We start from the raw sequence: 18,220 nt of genomic DNA, 5'->3' as shown, positions 1-18,220 counted from the left end.
CTCATGAATGCTCCCCGTTGCTGCTCGGGAGGTGGTGGAAGTCATCGGCCGGTCCCGGTCGGAGTGGGGGTCGGCGTGGTCGGAGCCGGCGTGGTCGGCAGGACCGCGGCGCCGGGGACGGCACCGTTCGCGGTCGGCGCGGAGGTCGAGGGCTTCGGGGCGGGTGTGGGCGAGCCGAGCACCGAGCCGTTCGGCGCCAGGAACGCCGGGTACGGGTTCGGCACCATGCCCATCTGCGAGGCCTTCGACGCCAGGGCACCGGGACCGTCGAGGCCGTTCAGCGACTGCTGGATCTGCTCGGACTCCTGCTGGAGCTTGGTCGCAGTGGCTTTCTGCTGCTTTATGGTGAACGCGCCCTTGTTCAGCTCAGTGTTCAGCAACAGCAGCGCCAGCAACCCGACCAGTCCGAGCACCAGCAATACCGCCACGAACGGCAGCAGCGACGGCGTCCCCTTGCGCCCGGCCAGAACCACCAGCCGCGGGGAGAGCGCACCGCCACGGCCGGAGCCACCGGACCCGCCGAACCTGCCTGCCGCGCCACCCGACTTGCCCGCAGTAGCCCCGGCCCCAGAGCCGCTCCCCGACGTCGCGCCACTCACCTCGCCGGACCGCTCAGCGCCGACCGACCGGCCTAATCGCTCCCCGCCGCCAAGGCCATCGCTACTGCCAACGCCGTCACCCGGACCCTCCGCGCCCATCGCTACCCCTCCCTCACGCGCTCGGCGCCCCGCAGCTTCGCCGAGGCCGCCCGCGGGTTCTCCGCGATCTCGGCGTCGGTCGGCGGCTCCGCGCCGCGCGTCAGCAGCCGGAACCTCGGCTGGTACTGCTCCGGCACCACCGGCAGGCCGGGCGGGGCCGTGGACTCCGACACCGCCGCGAACGCGCGCTTGACCAGGCGGTCCTCCAGCGAGTGGTACGACAGCACCGCGATGCGTCCTTCGCGGCCGGTGGCCTTGATCGCGGCCGGCAGGGCGCGCTCCAGGACCGGCAGTTCGTCGTTCACCGCGATGCGCAGGGCCTGGAACGTGCGCTTGGCCGGGTGGCCTCCGGTGCGGCGGGTGGCCGCCGGGATGGAGTCCCGCACCAGTTCGGACAGACGCGCGGTGGTGGTGAACGGTTCCCGCTCCCGTTCGGCCACGATGTTGTCAGCGATGCGGCGGGCGAAGCGCTCCTCGCCGTAGTCGCGGAGGATGCGGGCGATGTCAGGGGCCGGATACGTGTTCACGATCTCCGCCGCCGTGATGCCGCGCGAGGAGTCCATGCGCATGTCCAGCGGGGCGTCGTAGCTGTACGCGAACCCGCGTTCGCGCATGTCCAGCTGCAGCGAGGAGACTCCCAGGTCGAACAGGGTCCCGGACAGCGCCCGGACGCCGAGGCGGTCCAGCACCTCCGGGATCTCGTCGTACACCGCGTGCACGAGGGTCGCGCGGTCGCCGAACGGCGCGAGGCGCTTGCCCGCGGCGTCCAGCGCCTGCGGGTCCCGGTCCAGGCCGATCAGCCGGGCCTCCGGGAAGCGCTGGAGGAACGCCTCGCTGTGGCCGCCGAGTCCCAGGGTGGCGTCGAGCACGACCGCGCCCGGCCGCCCGAGGGCCGGGCCGAGGAGCTCGACGCAGCGTTCGAGCATGACCGGGATGTGCGTCGCGCTAGTCATCGGTGGTGGTTCCGCCTTCGAAGTCTTCTGCAGGTCCGAACCCCCACGGTATCGAGCGGGCCTCAGGAGTGGCGCACGCCGCGCGCCTTCTGGTCCCCGCCCGTCAAGGCCGGGTGCCGCCTGGCTGGCACCGGGGAAGGTGTGCCAGCCGGGCGGGCCGGTCGAGCGGGAGGAGGCCACAGGGCACGCGGCGTGCGGGAAACGGTTCGGTCGGTTCGGTCGGTTCAGTCAGTTCGGTCGGTTCAGTTGGTCTGTCTGGTTCGGCTGCCGGCGGCTACCCAGCAGCCGCCTCCGATCCGGACGCGGCGAACGCGGACTCGGCACCGTCCAGGTAGTCAGCCCACGCCTCGTTGTCCCAGATCTCCAGCCGGGTGTCGGCGCCGATCACCACGCACTCGCGCTTCAGCCCGGCGTACGCCCGCAGCGGCGGCGGGATCACGATCCGCCCCTGCGAGTCCGGCTGGCAGTCGTAGGCGCTGGCGAAGAACACACGGTGGTAGTCGCGGGAGGAGCGGCCTATCGCCGCGTCCGGCGCGCCGGGCCGCGAGGCGCTGCGCATCTGCGCCGTCAGCTCGGCGAAGCCCTCGGCGGTCCACACCGCCAGACAGCGCTCCTGCCCCTTGGTGACCACCAGGCCCGCGGCGAGCTCCTCGCGGAAGCGCGCCGGCAGGATCAGCCGCCCCTTGTCGTCGAGGGAGGGCGTGTAGGTCCCGAGGAACACTCGCGCCTCCTCCCGGCGAGTCGACATCCAGGTCGGTATCGATCGGAACACCAGGGTCCGTAAAAAATCTGCGCATTGCGCGGTAGTCCGAATCCGGACCCGGTCCCGCTCCACTTCCCCCCACTGTACTCCACCAAACTTCCCGGGCAACCCCGGATCACCGGATCCGGGCAGGTCACAGTGGCCCCGGCCACCGGGGCGGGGATTGCCCCGAACGAGGCGTGCAACGCCGGGGGTCCATCGCACGTCTTGACATCAACGGGAGCGTGACGGGGGTGGTCCAGACCAGTGCGTCAAAGTTTTGGCCGGATCTATTGCCCTAGGCGCCCCGCTGTGAGCGAAGATCTGAGGAGTACATGTTTTCGCTGGCGCGGCGTGCGATCAGCGGGAAGAGTGAACGCCCCGCGCGTGCAGGAGACGCGTGGCGGGGGCCTGGCGGCCCGGGGCCCGGAGCGAGACGCTCGGGGGGTCCGTGACGTCGGGCGGGGCGGCCGTGCGAACACCGTGCGGCCGATAGGGACAGTGTGGTGGGAGGATCCTGTGACGGTCGGCAACAGCGAGCTGGGATACACCGGGGGCGGCGGCCTGGACGCCGTCACCACTCCCGCGGTGCGTCCGCAGGGCCCGGTCGGCGGGTTGGACCTGGAGCGCCTGTCGGCCACCACCGCCCGGATCCGCGCCGCGGTGGAGACGGTCATCGAGGGCAAGCCCGAGGTGGTCAAGCTGGCCGTCACGGTGCTGCTCGCCGAGGGCCACCTGCTGCTGGAGGACGTGCCCGGAGTCGGCAAGACCATGCTCGCCAAGGCGCTGGCCAAGTCCATCGACTGCACCGTGCGCCGCATCCAGTTCACCCCGGACCTGCTGCCCTCGGACATCACCGGGGTGTCGATCTTCGACCAGCAGCGCAAGGAGTTCGAGTTCAAGCCCGGCGCGATCTTCGCCAACTTCGTGGTCGGCGACGAGATCAACCGGGCCTCCCCCAAGACCCAGTCGGCGCTGCTGGAGTCCATGGAGGAGCGGCAGGTCACGGTGGACGGCACCACGTTCCACCTGGAGTCGCCGTTCATGGTGGTGGCCACCCAGAACCCGATCGAGATGGAGGGCACCTACCCGCTGCCCGAGGCCCAGCGCGACCGGTTCATGGCCCGCATCTCGATCGGCTACCCGGCGCCGGTCGCCGAGCTGCGGATGCTGGACACCCACGGCCAGGTATCGCCGCTGGACGAGCTGCGCCCGGTGACCGACGCGCACGAGGTGGCCCTGCTGATCGACACCGCGCGGCACATCCACGTCTCCGACGAGGTCCGGCGCTACGCCGTGGACCTGGTCAACGCCTCGCGCACCTCCCCCGAACTGCGCCTGGGCGCCTCGCCCCGGGCCACGCTGCAGCTGGTCCGCGCGGCCCGCGCGGCCGCGGCCATGGAGGGCCGCGACTTCGTGCTCCCCGACGACATCCAGCACCTGGCGGTCTCGGTCCTGGCGCACCGGCTGCTGCCCACCGCCGAGACCCAGATCAGCCGCCGCACCACCGAGCAGGTGGTGGCCGGCCTGGTGTCGGCGGTGCCGGTGCCGTCGCTCGGCGGCACGCACCACGCCCGCCGCTAGGAGGGAAGGGCAACGATGTCCGCCCAACAGAATCAGAACACGGAGAACACCGACGGCCGCGGCGGGCGGCTGGCCGGGCTCACCACCCGGGGGCGGTCGTTCCTGGCCGCCGGGCTGGCCGCGATGGCCTGCGGCATGCTCTTCGACTACAAGGTACTGCTGCGGGTCGGCGCGATGCTGGCGATGCTGCCGCTGATCGCGATCATGGTGCTGGCGCGGACCCGCTACCGGGTCTCGTGCCGGCGCGCGCTGGAGCCGGCCCGGGTCGGGGTCGGCCAGGAGGCGCGCGTGCACCTGCGGCTGGAGAACGTCTCCCGGCTGCCGTCGGGCACGCTGCTGGTCGAGGACCGGGTGCCGTACGTGCTCGGCTCGCGGCCGCGTTTCGTGCTGAACAAGGTGGAGCCCAACGGCCGGCGCCGGGTGGTCTACCGGGTGCGCTCCGACGTACGCGGCCGCTACCTGCTGGGCCCGCTGGCACTGCGCCTGGCCGACCCGTTCGGGCTGGTCGAGCTGTCGCGCTCGTTCTCGGCCCAGCACGCGCTGACCGTGACGCCGCAGGTCTTCGCGCTGCCGAACGCCCCGGTCGGACAGGCCTGGAGCGGCCGCGGCGAGGGGCACGCCACGTCCGTGGCCGCCGCCGGCGAGGACGACATCGGCACCCGCGAGTACCGGCACGGCGACGACCTGCGCCGCGTGCACTGGCGCTCCACGGCCCGCACCGGCGAGCTGATGGTCCGCCGCGAGGAGCAGGTGTGGCAGAGCCGCGCGACGATCCTGCTGGACACCCGGGCGATCGCGCACCGCGGCGACGGCCCGGCCTCGTCCTTCGAGTGGGCGGTGTCCGCGGCCGCCTCGATCGCCATCCACATGGCGCGGCACGGCTACGCGGTGCGGCTGCTGACCGAGACCGGGCAGGCGGTGACCGCCGCGGCGCACGACTCCTCGGCGGCCGTCGGCCTGGACTTCGAGGGCATGCTGCTGGACGCGCTGGCCGTGGTGGAGATGAGCAACGCCGCGACGCTGTCCGGCGCGAACTCGATGCTGCGCCAGGGCGGCGGGGACAGCCTGGTGATCGCCGTGCTCGGCGACCTGTCCGGGGACGACGCCTCGGAGCTGGCCCGGGTGCGGCACTCCACGACCTCGGGCGTGGCGTTCGCGATGGACACCGCGTCCTGGCTCGGCGGACGGCCGATGGCCCAGGCGCAGGCCCGGTTCACGGGCTCGTCGCAGGTGCTGCGGGTCGGGGGCTGGCGCGTGGTGGGGGTGGAGCCGGGCGACCGGCTGCCCGAGCTGTGGGAGCAGGCGGCGCGCCGCGGCGCTGGGCTCTCCGGGATGGCCGGGACGGAAATGGGGGCGGCGCGATGACCGGAAGACTGCGCATAGGAATAGCCGCGGCCGTCGCGCTGCTGCTCACGTCCACGGGGCTGCTGCGGCTGCTGGCGTCGGGCTCGTGGGTCTGGCCGATCGTGCTGGCGGTCATCGTGTCCACCGCCTCCGGCGAGCTGTTCCGCCGGCTGATCCGGCCGCGGCCGCTGGTGGTGCTGGCCCAGACCGTCGTCGTGTTCTGGTACGACATGGTGCTGCTGGCCCACGACGAGGCGTTCGGCGGCGTGCTGCCGACCTGGGCGGTGTTCCGCCGGCTCGGCGACCTGTACTCCACCGGCGCCCACGACATCCGCGACACCGTCATCGGCGGCCAGGCCACCTCCGGCATAGCGGCGATCCTGGTGCTGTCGCTGAGCGCGCTGGCGGTGCTGGTGGACGCGCTGGCCGCGACCTACGCGGCCGCCCCGCTGGCCGGCCTGCCGCTGCTGGCGCTCTACCTGGTCCCTGCCACCCGCAGCGGCGGCGGCTACGACTGGCTGGCGTTCGCGCTGGCCGCGGGCGGCTACACCGCGCTGCTGTCCGCCGAGGGCCGCGACCGCCTGGGCCGCTGGGGCCGGCCGCTGGTGCACGCCGGACGGCAGCGGGCCGGCGCCGACGGCAAGCCGGTCGCGGCGCCCAAGGCCCGCGTGGACACCGGTCCGATCGCCGCCACCGGGCACCAGATCACGATGTACGCGCTGATCGTCGCGGTGCTCGCGCCGGTGCTGCTGCCGACGATCTCCGGCGGCCTGTTCGGGATCGGGCCGGACAGCGGCAACGGGAACGGCACCGGCCACAAGAAGAGCAACGGCCTGAGCCAGGTGCTGAACCTGAAGACGAACCTGCAGGCGGCGTCCGACGACCCGGTGCTCGACTACACGTCGAGCAAGCCGGAGTACCTGCGGTTGCAGACCCTTGACGTGTTCGACGCCAAGGGCGACGTGGCCTGGGCGCCCGACCCGAACCGGCAGCTGTCGGCGATCGGCGGCGACGGGACCGTCTCGGCGGCCGTCCCCGGGCTCGCCAGCGACATCACGCCGCCGAAGACGGTGCAGGTGCAGGTCAAGTACGTCTCCGACCAGACGACCAAGATCGACAAGACCGACATCAGCTCGCTGCCGTTGCCCTACCCGGCCCAGACGGTGAGCGTCCAGGGGTTCTCGGTGGACCGCGACTCCCTGGCACTCCTGGGCTCGGCCTCGGTCTACAAGGGCATGCAGTACAGCGCGACGGTGTTCGACACGACCTCCTTCGCCCCCGCCGACCTGGCCAAGGTCACCGGGGTGACGGCGGACGACCAGGCGGCCTACCACCTGGCGATGGACCTGAACAAGAACGGCATCCCGGCGGATGTGACCGCACAGGCCCAGGCCATCGCCAAGGGCATCGCGAACCCGGTCGCCCAGGCCCAGGCGATCCAGGACTTCTTCCAGAAGGGCAATCGCTTCACCTACTCGCTCGACGTCCCGTCCGAGAACGGCGTCGGCGGGATGGAATACCTGCTGAAGAACAACAAGGGCTTCTGCCAGTTCTACGCCGAGACCATGGCCGCGATGGCGCGCTCGCTGGGCATCCCGGCGCGGGTCGCGGTCGGCTTCACCCCGGGGCAGCCCACCACCGATGGCAACTACGAAGTCAGGATGCACGACTACCACGCCTGGCCGGAGCTGTTCTTCCACGGCATCGGCTGGCTCCGCTTCGAGCCGACGGTCGGCATCACCAACTCCGCGCAGAGCGGCGGCCACGGCGTGGTCCCGAACTACAACACCAACGCCACCGGCAACACCAACACGGGGCCGTCTCAGAGCTCGAGCAGCTCGGCGCCGTCGGGCGCCGGCGCCTCCTCGGCCGGCAACTGCCCGGTGAACATCCGCAAGTTCAACGGCTGCAACGACAACACCGACACCGGCGCCGCGGCGTCCGGCCCGAAGCCGAAGTTCAGCTGGCTGGGCTGGTTCGGCGCCGTGCCGCGCTTCCTGGAGTACTGGCTGTTCGGCGGATCCGGCTACGCCATCGCGGTGCGCTTCATCCTGCTGGCCCTGCTGCTGATCGCCTCCGTGCCGATGCTGCTGCGCATCGCCCGCCGCCGGGCCCGCGGCAAGCTGGCCGCGGGCCTGAGCCGCCGCGCGGGACGGCGCGGCAAATCCGGCGCCGCGGACGGGGACGGGGACGGCCTGGAATGGGAGTCCGCGGACGCCCCCACGACCGGCCGGCCCGAGGAGGACCGGGAGCGCCGCCAGATCCTCGCGGCCTGGGACGAGGTCCGGGACAGCGCCACCGACCTGGGCTACAGCTGGCCCACGTCGGAGACCCCGCGCCGCAGCGCCGAGCGCATCATCAAGCAGGCGCACCTCTCGCGCCCGGCCCAGGACGCGATGGGCCGCGTCACCGGCCTGGCCGAACGCGCCAACTACGCCCGCACCCTGCGCCGCCCGACGAACTCCGGCGCCGCGCCGATGCCGGACCTGATGGACGACGTGAAGGAGATCCGCGCCGGCCTGGCCGAACCGGTCTCCCGCCGCACCCGCATCCGGGCCACGGTGATGCCCCCCTCGGCGCTGGCCGCACTGCGCGAGCGCCGCGAGGACTTCACCGGCCGGATGTACGAGCGGGTGCAGGGCGCCGGCACGCTGCTGCGGACGCGGGCGCCGCGCGGTCGGCGGCCTTCGGGCTCATCGGAGGAGAAGACTCGGCAATAGCGGGGAGATGACGAGGCCGGCGCGGTTGATCTCAGGATCGGCCGCGTCGGCTTTATGTCTGCCGACGGAGTTGGCGCCCCAGTCAGCAGATGCGGGACCGGGGCCTGGTCGGCGGGCATTTGGGCAGCGAGCGTGCAGCGCGGCCGGCGAGCATGCACAGGGCGAGCGTGCGGCGCGGTCGGCGAGCATGCTGGCGGCGTGGTCGGCAGGTGCCCGGTCGGCAGATCTTGCGCAAAACAAAAAGCCGGGCCCCATTCCGGGACCCGGCCGTCAAGCTCTCAGAGATTGCCCTCGTCTCTCCGCCGCTGCCAGCGCTCCTCGAAGCGCCGCATCGTCGGTTGGCGGGGCTGGCCCGGCGAGCGGCCGGGCTTTCGGGCGGCGGCGCGCACCTTGCGGCGGGCCACCGGGACGATCTCGCCGGGGGCGGGGATCCGGCGCCAGCTCGCGTAGGCCAGCCAGGCACAGCCCAGCATCACCACGAAGCCGGCCACGCTGAGCGGGATCTGGGAGATCACGACGCCGGCCACCAGTGCGCCGATGCCGAGCACGAACCCGATCACGGCCAGCAGGGCGCGGCGCCGGAACAGCGCGCGCAGATCCGCTCCCTGCAGCGCGGAGGCGAACTTGGGGTCCTCCGCGTGCAGCGCGCGCTCCATCTGCTCCAGCAGGCGCTGCTCATGATCAGACAGCGGCACTTGGCCTATCCTCCCAGCATCCACAGCCACCCATCGGCGGTGACTGTCTTAAGAATAAGCAGACCCTGGGGTCTACGAAAGCTCCCATCAAAGACGGATCCCTTGACCCCTTCACCCGAACGATGCCCTGGTATGCGCTGCGCTACGCATGGGGTGATCTCGGTGTCGGGGGTGCTTTCGGATCCACCCCTTACAAGAACGTTCCCGGACCGGAAAAGGTTCGCCGCCGGGGGCCGGGAGATCGGTTGTCAGCAATTATCAAGAAGTGATCTTGTGAGTCCACCGGGAAGGCTGAGAACGCTGAGAAGGCCGGCACGGGCCGAGCCGCCTACGCCGCGCTCTTGCGCGCCAGCACGTGCAGCCGGCCGGCCACCGCGCGGAACTCCGGGCGGTCGGCGACCGCCGCCTCCAGCGCCGCGAGGTCGGAGGCGGCCTGCGGGTCGGCGTCCACCAGCGCCCCGGGCACCAGGTCCGTGAAGACTCGCACGCCGTGCACCGACTGCACCACCAGCCCCGCGTCGCCCAGCAGCCGGGTGAGCTGCTCCTCGTCGAAGCGGGCGGCCAGCGGATCCTGGGGGCCGAAGCGGCCGGTCGGGTCGGCCAGCGCGCGCCGGGCCTCCGCGAAGTGGCCGCCGAGCGCGCGGGCCACCACGGCGGCGGCGCGGTTGGCCGCCAGCACGCTCACCACGCCGCCGGGGCGCAGCACGTCGGCGACCGTCGCCAGGCCGGCCGCCGGATCGTCGGCCATCTCCAGGACGCCGTGGCACAGGACCAGGTCCACGCTCGCGGGCTCGACGTGCTCCAGCAGCCCGGCCAGGTCGCCCTGGACGGCGCGCAGCGCCTCCTTGGGCACGCCGGACTCGGCGGCGCGGCGCTCCAGCGCGGCCAGCGCGTCGGGGCTGGGGTCGACGACGGTGACCCGGTGCCCGAGCTCGGCGATCGGCACGGCGAAGCCGCCGGTGCCGCCGCCGACGTCGAGCACGTCGCGGGGCGCGGAGTCGTCGAGGACGGTGCGCACGGCCTGCCACAGCACCGCGGTGCGGGCCTGGGCGCGGCGGGCCGCGGCCGGACCGGCGGATCCGCCCGGTCCCGCGGCGGCGCCTTCGGGTCCCTGGGCGGCGGGCGTGGCGGTCGCGCTGGCGGCGCTGTCGGCCATGAGGGGTGCACTCCTGCGGGTCGGCTCGGGCTCGGCGGGGCCTCGGACGGTTTGCTGTCTCGGTGAAGCCTGGTCCGGTGTCTGGGTGAAACCGGTCGGGGTCACGGTGGAGCTTTCTGGTGTCACGGTGAAGCCTGCTGAGGCCTCAGTGCCAGCGTAGTGGACCGAGCGGACACCGGTCTGGGGTGTCTCGCGGGGCGTCATGGCCGGTCGCGGGCCCCGGGTCACCCGAGCGGACCCGCGGCGCCCCGCCCCACCTGTCACTCCTGTCCGCTCCTGTCACTGCCAGCAGATGTCAGTGGCCCGGTGCACGATGGAGACGTGCGCCGGCTGCCCTCGATCTTCCACGTCGACCTGGACGCGTTCTACGCGTCGGTGGAGCAGCTGCACAAGCCGAGCCTGCGCGGCAAGCCGGTGGTGGTCGGCGGGATCGGGAACCGGGGCGTGGTGTCGACGGCGTCGTACGAGGCACGGGCCTTCGGCGTGCACTCGGCCCTGGCCACCGGCATCGCCCGCCGCCGCGCGCCGAACGCCGCGTACCTGATCCCCCGCTTCGGCGCGTACCAGGCGTACAGCGAGCGGGTCATGGCCCTGATGCACGAGCTGTCGCCGCTGGTCGAGCCGCTCAGCCTGGACGAGGCGTTCATCGACATATCACACTTATTCGAACCACTTGACAGCGAAAGCACGCATTCTGCGACACTGAGAGCACAGCAGATAGCAGCAGAACTGCGGGACCGCATCAAGACCGAGACCGGCCTGACCGCCTCCGTCGGTGCCGGGACCAGCAAACTCATCGCCAAGATCGCCTCGGACGCCGAGAAGCCGGACGGTCTGGTCGTCATCGAACCCGGGACCGAGCAGACCTGGCTGGACCCGCTGCCGGTCCGCGCCCTGTGGGGCGTCGGCCCGGCCACCGCGGACCGGCTCCGGAAGATCGGCGCCACCACGGTCGCCGAGCTGCGCACCCTGAGCCGGAACGAACTGACCGCCGTCGTGGGCGCCTCCTACGGCGGCACCCTCTACGCGATCGCCCGAGGTCAGGACGACCGCGACATCAGCACCGACCGCGAGATGAAATCGGTGAGCGTCGAGGACACCTACGCCGAGGACCTGCTCGACCCCGCGACCATCACCGCGCACATGGACGACCTGGTGACCCGGCTGGGCAGCCGGATCCGCAAGGCCGGCCGCTCGGGGCGGACCATCACGATCAAGGTGCGGGGCCACGACTTCACGACCGTGTCCCGCAGCGAGACCACGCCCAACCCGACCGACGACCCCGCGACCATCCGCGCGGCCACGCACCGCATGCTCCCCGGCGCGGTGGCCGCCGCCACCCAGACCGTCCCGGGCGTCCGGCTGCTCGGCGTGGGCCTGTCCGGCCTGGCCGAGTGGGCCCAGCTCGACCTGTTCGCCGCCGACGACGAGCTGGAGACCGCGCTGGACTTCTGGGACCAGGCGGCGGAGCCGGGGCCGGCGGCCGAGGACGGCGACTTCGACATGCCGCGGGGCACGGTCATCGAACCCGGACCTGAACCCGAACCAGACCCCGAATCCGAATCCGAATCCGAATCCGAACCGGCACCCGAGCCGGATCCCGGACCCGACCCGGCCGACGTCACGACCCCGGTCGACACCGTCGAGGGCGAACGCTCGCCGCGCCAGTTCGGCCCGCTGCCGCCCGGGACGCGCGGTGCGGTCGAGACGGCGGTCAGCGAGCGCCGCTTCCTGCCGGGGCAGGACGTCGCGCACGACGAGTTCGGCAGCGGCTGGGTCCAGGGCAGCGGTCTGGGCCGGGTGACCGTGCGCTTCGAGAGACCGTGGACCGAGCCCGGCCGGATCAAGACCGTGTGGGCCAGCGATCCGGCGCTGCACCTCGTCGACGCGGCCGCCGTCGCCCGCGAAGCCTTGGCGCTGCTCGCCGAGGCACACCCCGACCCTCAGCGTTAGCATCGGCATCATGACTGAAGAGCCCACACTGGTTGACGAGGCGGTACAGCCCGAGGTCGTCGACAACGAACTCGACGACCGCTTCGAGATCTGGTACGGCGACGAACTGGCGGGCTTCGCCGCCTACCGGCGCCGCGCCGGGGGCACGGTCTTCGTGCACACCGAGATCGAGCCGAAGTTCGAGGGCAAGGGCCTGGGGTCGGTGCTGGCGCGGCAGGCGCTGGACGCGACCGTGGCGCGCGGGGAGCAGATCATCCCGGTGTGCCCCTTCATCGCCGCCTACCTGCGCAAGCACCCCGAGTACGACCAGCACGTGGAGTGGCCCGCGCCGTGAGCGACCTGGAAGCGAACCCCGCCGAGCAGGACTGCCCGGCCAAGGACGACCCGGGCCCGGTCGTCGAGTTCCACGAAGCCCGCGACGTCCCGCTCGGCGGCGTCCGGGGCGTGCACGTGATGCGCGCCCTGCCCCAGCGCGTGCTGCCCACCGTCGGCGCCTGGTGCTTCCTGGACCACTTCGGACCGCAGGCCTCGGCGATGAACGTCAACCCGCACCCGCACATCGGCCTGCAGACCGTCACCTGGCCGTTCCAGGGCGACGTGCGGCACCGCGACAGCGTCGGCTCCGACGTCGTGGTGCGGCCGCGCCAGCTGAACATCATGACCGCCGGCCGCGGCATCGCGCACTCGGAGATTGGTATCGAGGCCGGCCAAGTGGGACACGGCCTGCAGTTGTGGACCGCGCTGCCGCGCGAGCACCGCGACACCGCACCGCACTTCGAGCAGCACCGGGAACTGCCGGTCTACGAACTCCCCGGCCTGCGCGCCCTGGTCTTCCTCGGCACGCTGGACGACGTCACCTCCCCGGCGACCACCTACTCCCCGATCCTCGGCGCCGACATCACCCTCAACCCCGGCGCGGCGGCGACGATCCCGCTGACCCACTACCACGAGCACGCCGTGATGGTGATCGACGGCGACCTGAGCGTGGTCAATGCCGACGCTGACGCCGACGCCGACGCAGAGACCGACGTCCCGCCAGGGCCGCTCCTCTACCTGGGCACCGGACGCAGCGAGCTGACGCTCACCAGCCGCGCCGGCGCGCACCTGATCCTGCTGGGCGGCGAACCGTTCCGCGAGGACATCGTCATGTGGTGGAACTTCGTGGGGCGCTCCCACGAGGACATCGAGGAAGCCCGCGACGACTGGGAGAAGCGCAACCTGGAGCGCTTCCCGGACATCGCAGGGCACACAGTCGAGGAGCGCATCCCCGCGCCGCCGTTACCAGGAATCCGCCTCAAGCCGCGCAGCCGCCCATCCCGCTGAAACGCTGAGGGGCGCCCACACCTGTGGGCGCCCCTCAGTCGTAAATCAGACCGCTGCCCAACCCGGCATCGGGTACTGCGCCATCAGCTCGCGCACCTGCCCGGCGATCCGCGGGTACGCCTCGGTGTCGCCCTTGGCCGCGGCCTGCACGGTCTCGTCCATCCACTGCGCGACCTGCCCCATCTGCTCCGGCTTCAGCCCGCGCGTGGTGATCGCGGCGGCGCCGAGCCGGATGCCCGAGGGGTCGAAGGGCTTGCGCGGGTCGAACGGCACCGAGTTGTAGTTCAGCTCGATCCCGGCCGCGTCCAGCGCCTTGGCGGCCACCTTGCCGGTGACGCCCTTGGGCGTCAGGTCGGCCAGGATCAGGTGGTTGTCCGTGCCGCCGGACACCAGGTCCCAGCCGCGCTCGGTGAGCCCGGCGGCCAGCGCCTTGGCGTTCGCCACGACGGTCGCCGCGTAGGTCTTGAACTCCGGCTGCGCGGCCTCCTTCAGCGCCACCGCGATGCCGGCCGTGGTGTGGTTGTGCGGGCCGCCCTGCAGGCCGGGGAACACGGCCTTGTCGATCGGCGTCGCGTACTCCTCGGTGGTCAGGATCATCGCGCCGCGCGGACCGCGCAGGGTCTTGTGCGTGGTCGTGGTGATGACGTCCGCGTAGCCCACCGGCGAGGGGTGCGCGCCGCCGGCGACCAGGCCGGCGATGTGCGCGATGTCGGAGACCAGGATCGCGCCGATCTCCTTGGCGATCTCGGCGAAGGCCGGGAAGTCGATGGTGCGCGGGATCGCGGTGCCGCCGCAGAAGATCAGCTTCGGGCGCTCCTTCAGGGCCAGGTCGCGGACCTCGTTCATGTCCACGATGCCGGTCTCGCGGGAGACCCCGTAGGCCACCGGGTTGAACCACTTGCCGGTCACCGACACCGGCGAGCCGTGCGTGAGGTGGCCGCCGGCGGCCAGGCCGGCCCCCATGAAGGTGTCGCCGGGCTTGAGGAACGCCAGGTACACCGCGAGGTTCGCCGGCGAGCCGGAGTACGGCTGCACGTTGGCGTGGTCCGCGCCGAACAGCTCCTTGGCCCGCTCGATCGCGATGTTCTCGATCGGGTCGATGAACTGCTGGCCCTCGTAATAGCGGCGGCCGGCGTAGCCCTCGGAGTACTTGTTGGTCAGGACCGTGCCGGAAGCCTCCAGGACCGCGGCGGAGACGTAGTTCTCCGACGCGATCATGCGGATCTTCTCGAACTGGCGGCGCGCTTCGTCCTCGATCAGACCGGCGATCTGCGGGTCTTCCTGGGCGAGCTCGGGAATGGCGGGCGAGTGCATGTGATGCCTCCTCGGGCGTCATCGTCCGGAAGGACACCCAGGCGCGCGGTGCCCGCTACATCGATCGCTTCCCGGTGGTCGCTTCCACCTCCACACCCTCCGCCCCGGAGACATCCCCGGAGAAAAGCGTGCGTTCTGCGCCAGTCGCGATGGGTAGATGCTATCGCTGCGCGGGTTCCAAGAGCGCCACGCATTCCACATGCCGAGTCATGGGGAACAGATCGAAGGCGCGCAGGTTCGTCAACTCATAGCCGGCGTCCGCGAAATAGGCGACGTCCCGCGCCAGGGCAGCCGGGTCACAGGCCACGTAGGCCACGGCACGCGGCGCCAGAGCGGCGATCCGGGCGCAGACGTCACGTCCGGCGCCGGCGCGCGGCGGGTCCAGGACCACGAGGTCGGCGCTGTCCGGCGCATAACTGTCGTCGGCGAGGACCTCGTCCACAGAGCCTTCCACGAGGTCCACCCACGGGAACTCCGTGCTCTCCTCTTCGTCCTCCACGAACCCGAGGTTGTGCGCGGCGTCCTTGACCGCCTGCCGGTCCAGCTCCACGGCCAGCACGGTGCCGTCCTCGCCGACCGCCTCCGCCAGCGGCACCGCGAACAAGCCGACACCGCAGTAAAGGTCCAACGCGGACTCACCCGCGCGCGGCTTCAGAAAGTCCAGAACCGCTTCCGTCAGGACATCCGGAGCCGCCGGGTGCACCTGCCAGAAGCCGCTTCCGCTGACCCGCCAGGTGCGGCCCTCGGCGACCTCGCGTACATAAGGACGTCCATGGATGCGCTGCACACCGGAGATGTGCGTGTTCCTGGAGACGCCCCGGAGAACGGACACCTTTACGTCAGCATCCACATAGGGCATCTGCTCGCCGCGCTTGGGCGTGACCACCAGAGCCCGGTCCGCGGAGCCCGTCGCGGCGATCACCTCGACCGTCTCCATGCCCGGCCAGTTCCTCTGCAGAGCGCCGACCTCGTCCACACCGGAGGACGCAATAGCGCACTCCTCAACAGGGACCACCTCATGGGAGCGGTGCTTGCGGAATCCCAGGCTCCCCTCGGGATCCACCGCGAACTGCACCCGGGTCCGCCAGCCGAACGGCGAGGCGACCTCCTCGACGACGACCTCGCGCTCCAGCTTCGCCAGCCGCCGCAGCTGCTCGGCGACGACCTCGCCCTTGATCCGCAGCTGCGCCTCGTAGCTCGCGTGCTGCCAGTCGCAGCCGCCGCACAGGCCCGGCCCCGCGTACTCGCACGGCGCCTCCACGCGGTCCTCGGAGGCCTCCAGGACCTCGACCGCGTCGGCGCGCCAGAACGAGTCCTTGGAGTCCCCCTCGGTCACCTCCGCGACCACCCGCTCGCCGGGCAGCGCGTGCCGCACGAACACCGCACGCCCCTCGTGCCGCGCGACGCAGAAACCGCCGTGTCCGGGCGCCCCGACCTCGACCTCGATCCGGGTCCCGACCGCGTCGCCGGGACCGCGCTCCACGGAGGCGCGGCGGGCGCCGCCGTGACCTCCGGAACGGCGTTCGGGGGCGGCGGGAGCGGCGGTGCGGCGGTCAGCAGGTCGTTTCACATCGCCAGCCTAGGGGTAGTCGGGTCCGCTCACCGCGCGATGATTGATTCCCGGGGGTTCCGGCAAGCAGGACCGCCGCCGGACATCGAGGCCCGGAAACAGGGGCTCACGCCCCGTAGTACCGTCGAGTTACGAACATCGAAAATCCGTCGTCCGAAGTCTCCCGAGAGGGTCGAACGTGCACGTCGTCATCATGGGGTGCGGCCGGGTGGGCTCCACCCTGGCGCACAGCCTGGAGGATCTCGGCCACACGGTCGCGGTCATCGATCAGGACCCCGGGGCCTTCCGCAGGCTCAGCCCGCACTTCGGCGGCCGCCGGGTGACCGGGGCCGGATTCGACCGCGACACCCTCGCCGAGGCGGGGATAGGGGACGCCGGCGCCTTCGCGGCGGTGTCCAGCGGCGACAACTCGAACATCATCGCCGCGCGGGTGGCCCGCGAGAACTTCGGCGTGGAGAACGTCTGCGCGCGCATCTACGACCCGCGCCGCGCGGAGATATACCAGCGCCTGGGCATCCCCACGGTGGCCACCGTGCGCTGGACCGCCGACCAGATGCTGCGCCGGCTGCTGCCCACCGGCTCCACCGAGATCTGGCGCGACCCCAGCGGCCAGGTGGCGCTGGTCGAGGTGCACACCTCGCCGGCGTGGATGGGCCACCGGGTGGTCAAGCTGGAGGACTCCACCGGCCAGCGGGTGGCGTTCCTGACCCGGCTCGGCGAGGCCGTGCTGCCCGCCTCCGACACCGTCCTGCAGGACGGCGACCTGGTCCAGGTCATGGTGCACCCGGCGGACGTCGCCCGGGTCGAGGAAGCTTTCGCGAAGGGACCGGGCGCCTGATGCGTGTCGCAATCGCCGGAGCCGGCAACGTCGGCAACTCCATCGCCAAGGAGCTGCTGGAGAACGGCCACGAGGTCCTGCTGATCGACCGCGACCCGTCGCGGATCGCCGTGGAGGGCCTGCCGACGGCCGAGTGGCTGCTGGCCGACGCCTGCGAGATCTCCTCGCTGGACGAGGCGGCCCTGCAGCGCTGCAACGTGGTGGTCGCGGCCACCGGCGACGACAAGGCCAACCTGGTCGTGTCGCTGCTGGCCAAGACCGAGTACGGGGTGCCGCGCGTGGTGGCGCGCATCAACCACCCCAAGAACGAGTGGATGTTCGACGAGAAGTGGGGCGTGGACGTCGCCGTCTCCACCCCGCGCCTGCTCTCGGCGCTGGTCGAGGAGGCGGTCTCGGTCGGCGACCTGGTGCGCCTGCTCCGCTTCAGCCAGGGCGACGCGAACCTGGTCGAGCTGACCCTGCCGAAGGACACCGCGCTGGTCGGCGTCACGGTCGGCGAGGTCGACTGGCCCGAGGACACCGCGCTGGTGACCATCATCCGCGGCGGCCGGGTGCTGATCCCGACGGCCGAGGAGCCGCTGGCGGCGCTGGACGAGCTGCTGTTCGTGGCGCATGTGGACCGCGAGGAAGAACTCGAGGAACTGCTCTCCCCCGCTGCGGCGCCCGCGTCCTGAGCGGAAACGCTATAGCGATGTACACGTAAAGGTCCGCAGGAGTTCGCTCCTGCGGACCTTTGCTTCTGTACGGTGGCAAATGAGATGGAACCACACCAACTGGGCGCTCCCCACCGGCGGATCCTCCTGGCCGCGGCCCGCGTCCTGGCCGACGATCCGGCGGCGAGCATGCAGCAGGTCGCCGACGAGGCCCAGCTGGCCCGCCCGACCGTCTACGGCTGCTACCCGACCAGGGTGGCGCTGGTCGAGGCGATCGGCCACGAGGCGGCCAAGGAGTTCGCGGCGGCCCTCGGCCACGCGCGGGCCGCCGGCGACGGCGCGGCCGCGACGCTGGCGCGCCTGATCCGGGAGCTGGCCAGGATCGGCGCCGACTACCCGATCGTGTTGCAGACTCCGCACACCCAGGACGTCGACGGCCTCGTCGCCCGCGTCGACGAGCTGATCGAGGACGGCCAGGCGGCCGGCGAACTCCGCGGCGACGTGGCCTCCGACGTCCTGCGCCACGCACTGTTCGGCGCGCTGTCGGCGGGACTGCGGCTGGCCCGCGACCCGGAGCGGCCGCAGGTGGACTCCGACGTTGTCGGGACCCAGATCGCCGCGGTCCTCGTGGAGGGGATGCGCGTGGGGGTGCGCGAAAAGGGAGCCCCTGCGTAGGG

Annotated in this window: 16 protein-coding genes and 1 riboswitch; of the genes, 9 read left to right on the top strand and 7 right to left on the bottom strand. The window is 71.9% G+C overall.

Annotated features, from left to right (window positions below):
• Positions 1 to 41 precede the first annotated feature (41 nt).
• The 3 genes from ftsL to mraZ form a co-directional block, all read right to left on the bottom strand.
• Positions 42 to 599: a cell division protein FtsL gene (gene ftsL / locus GWK61_RS25115; protein WP_194911876.1), complete on the bottom strand. Its 558-nt coding sequence runs from the start codon at positions 597 to 599 to the stop codon at positions 42 to 44.
• Positions 600 to 700: 101 nt separating this feature from the next.
• Positions 701 to 1,651 (bottom strand): 16S rRNA (cytosine(1402)-N(4))-methyltransferase RsmH, encoded by a 951-nt coding sequence (rsmH, locus tag GWK61_RS25110; protein ID WP_194911875.1) that lies wholly within the window; start codon positions 1,649 to 1,651, stop codon positions 701 to 703.
• A 274-nt stretch (positions 1,652 to 1,925) separates the two neighbouring features.
• Positions 1,926 to 2,372 carry a division/cell wall cluster transcriptional repressor MraZ gene (gene mraZ, locus GWK61_RS25105; protein WP_194911884.1) on the bottom strand — a complete coding sequence of 149 codons (447 nt, stop codon included), beginning with the start codon at positions 2,370 to 2,372 and terminating at the stop codon, positions 1,926 to 1,928.
• A gap of 585 nt (positions 2,373 to 2,957) precedes the next feature.
• Between mraZ and GWK61_RS25100 the strand changes: the two genes are divergently transcribed.
• Genes GWK61_RS25100 through GWK61_RS25090 form a run of 3 tightly spaced genes read left to right on the top strand, consistent with a single transcriptional unit; the run spans position 2,958 to position 8,041 of the window.
• Positions 2,958 to 3,977 carry an AAA family ATPase gene (locus GWK61_RS25100; RefSeq protein ID WP_438939783.1) on the top strand — a complete coding sequence of 340 codons (1,020 nt, stop codon included), beginning with the start codon at positions 2,958 to 2,960 and terminating at the stop codon, positions 3,975 to 3,977.
• Between the two features lie 15 nt (positions 3,978 to 3,992).
• A complete protein-coding gene (locus GWK61_RS25095; RefSeq protein WP_194911873.1) occupies positions 3,993 to 5,342 on the top strand; it encodes a DUF58 domain-containing protein in 1,350 nt (449 codons plus the stop codon).
• Positions 5,339 to 8,041: a transglutaminase TgpA family protein gene (locus GWK61_RS25090; protein ID WP_194911871.1), complete on the top strand. Its 2,703-nt coding sequence runs from the start codon at positions 5,339 to 5,341 to the stop codon at positions 8,039 to 8,041. The genes GWK61_RS25095 and GWK61_RS25090 overlap by 4 nt, the downstream gene beginning before the upstream one ends.
• A 278-nt stretch (positions 8,042 to 8,319) precedes the next feature.
• On the opposite strand, the gene GWK61_RS61685 is transcribed toward GWK61_RS25090, so the two are convergent.
• A complete protein-coding gene (locus GWK61_RS61685) occupies positions 8,320 to 8,736 on the bottom strand; it encodes an SCO2097 family morphological protein (protein WP_194911869.1) in 417 nt (138 codons plus the stop codon).
• Between the two features lie 328 nt (positions 8,737 to 9,064).
• Entirely contained in the window at positions 9,065 to 9,892 is an 828-nt protein-coding gene (locus GWK61_RS25080) for a methyltransferase (RefSeq protein WP_194911867.1), read from the bottom strand.
• Between the two features lie 321 nt (positions 9,893 to 10,213).
• Between GWK61_RS25080 and GWK61_RS25075 the strand changes: the two genes are divergently transcribed.
• Genes GWK61_RS25075 through GWK61_RS25065 form a run of 3 tightly spaced genes read left to right on the top strand, consistent with a single transcriptional unit; the run spans position 10,214 to position 13,168 of the window.
• Entirely contained in the window at positions 10,214 to 11,845 is a 1,632-nt protein-coding gene (locus GWK61_RS25075) for a DNA polymerase IV (protein WP_194911866.1), read from the top strand.
• Between the two features lie 10 nt (positions 11,846 to 11,855).
• Positions 11,856 to 12,179, top strand: coding sequence for a GNAT family N-acetyltransferase (locus tag GWK61_RS25070; protein ID WP_194911864.1), 324 nt, complete (start codon positions 11,856 to 11,858; stop codon positions 12,177 to 12,179).
• Positions 12,176 to 13,168, top strand: coding sequence for a pirin family protein (locus GWK61_RS25065; protein ID WP_194911862.1), 993 nt, complete (start codon positions 12,176 to 12,178; stop codon positions 13,166 to 13,168). The genes GWK61_RS25070 and GWK61_RS25065 overlap by 4 nt, the downstream gene beginning before the upstream one ends.
• 45 nt (positions 13,169 to 13,213) lie before the next feature.
• Here the strand turns inward: GWK61_RS25065 and glyA are convergent, their stop codons facing one another.
• Together glyA and GWK61_RS59750 are read right to left on the bottom strand one after the other, a co-directional pair.
• Positions 13,214 to 14,482, bottom strand: coding sequence for a serine hydroxymethyltransferase (gene glyA, locus GWK61_RS25060; RefSeq protein WP_194911861.1), 1,269 nt, complete (start codon positions 14,480 to 14,482; stop codon positions 13,214 to 13,216).
• 28 nt (positions 14,483 to 14,510) lie between these two features.
• Positions 14,511 to 14,640: riboswitch (ZMP/ZTP riboswitch) on the bottom strand.
• A 2-nt stretch (positions 14,641 to 14,642) separates the two neighbouring features.
• On the bottom strand, positions 14,643 to 16,052 hold the full coding sequence (locus tag GWK61_RS59750; protein WP_323747743.1) for a class I SAM-dependent RNA methyltransferase: 1,410 nt from the start codon (positions 16,050 to 16,052) through the stop codon (positions 14,643 to 14,645).
• A 178-nt stretch (positions 16,053 to 16,230) separates the two neighbouring features.
• Here GWK61_RS59750 and GWK61_RS25050 point away from each other — a divergent pair, with 178 nt between their 5' ends.
• The 3 genes from GWK61_RS25050 (at position 16,231) to GWK61_RS25040 (ending at position 18,218) form a co-directional block, all read left to right on the top strand.
• Positions 16,231 to 16,890: a potassium channel family protein gene (locus GWK61_RS25050; RefSeq protein WP_194911859.1), complete on the top strand. Its 660-nt coding sequence runs from the start codon at positions 16,231 to 16,233 to the stop codon at positions 16,888 to 16,890.
• Complete coding sequence (locus tag GWK61_RS25045; RefSeq protein ID WP_194911857.1) at positions 16,890 to 17,564, top strand: potassium channel family protein; 675 nt, start codon at positions 16,890 to 16,892, stop codon at positions 17,562 to 17,564. Before GWK61_RS25050 ends, GWK61_RS25045 begins: the two co-directional genes overlap by 1 nt.
• Positions 17,565 to 17,648: 84 nt before the next feature.
• A complete protein-coding gene (locus GWK61_RS25040) occupies positions 17,649 to 18,218 on the top strand; it encodes a TetR/AcrR family transcriptional regulator (protein ID WP_194911855.1) in 570 nt (189 codons plus the stop codon).
• Positions 18,219 to 18,220: the final 2 nt, after the last annotated feature.

It is taken from the genome of Catenulispora rubra, assembly GCF_015356825.1.
Classification (GTDB): domain Bacteria; phylum Actinomycetota; class Actinomycetes; order Streptomycetales; family Catenulisporaceae; genus Catenulispora; species Catenulispora rubra.
This window is presented reverse-complemented; position numbering and strand designations above follow the sequence as displayed.

Excerpts from the sequence above, each read along its gene's own strand:
- rsmH (WP_194911875.1), bottom strand. The coding sequence starts at position 1,651 with ATGACTAGCGCGACGCACATCCCGGTCATGCTCGAACGCTGCGTCGAG.
- GWK61_RS25095 (WP_194911873.1), top strand. The coding sequence starts at position 3,993 with ATGTCCGCCCAACAGAATCAGAACACGGAGAACACCGACGGCCGCGGC.
- GWK61_RS25090 (WP_194911871.1), top strand. The coding sequence starts at position 5,339 with ATGACCGGAAGACTGCGCATAGGAATAGCCGCGGCCGTCGCGCTGCTG.
- GWK61_RS25080 (WP_194911867.1), bottom strand. The coding sequence starts at position 9,892 with ATGGCCGACAGCGCCGCCAGCGCGACCGCCACGCCCGCCGCCCAGGGA.
- GWK61_RS25070 (WP_194911864.1), top strand. The coding sequence starts at position 11,856 with ATGACTGAAGAGCCCACACTGGTTGACGAGGCGGTACAGCCCGAGGTC.
- glyA (WP_194911861.1), bottom strand. The coding sequence starts at position 14,482 with ATGCACTCGCCCGCCATTCCCGAGCTCGCCCAGGAAGACCCGCAGATC.
- GWK61_RS25045 (WP_194911857.1), top strand. The coding sequence starts at position 16,890 with ATGCGTGTCGCAATCGCCGGAGCCGGCAACGTCGGCAACTCCATCGCC.
- GWK61_RS25040 (WP_194911855.1), top strand. The coding sequence starts at position 17,649 with ATGGAACCACACCAACTGGGCGCTCCCCACCGGCGGATCCTCCTGGCC.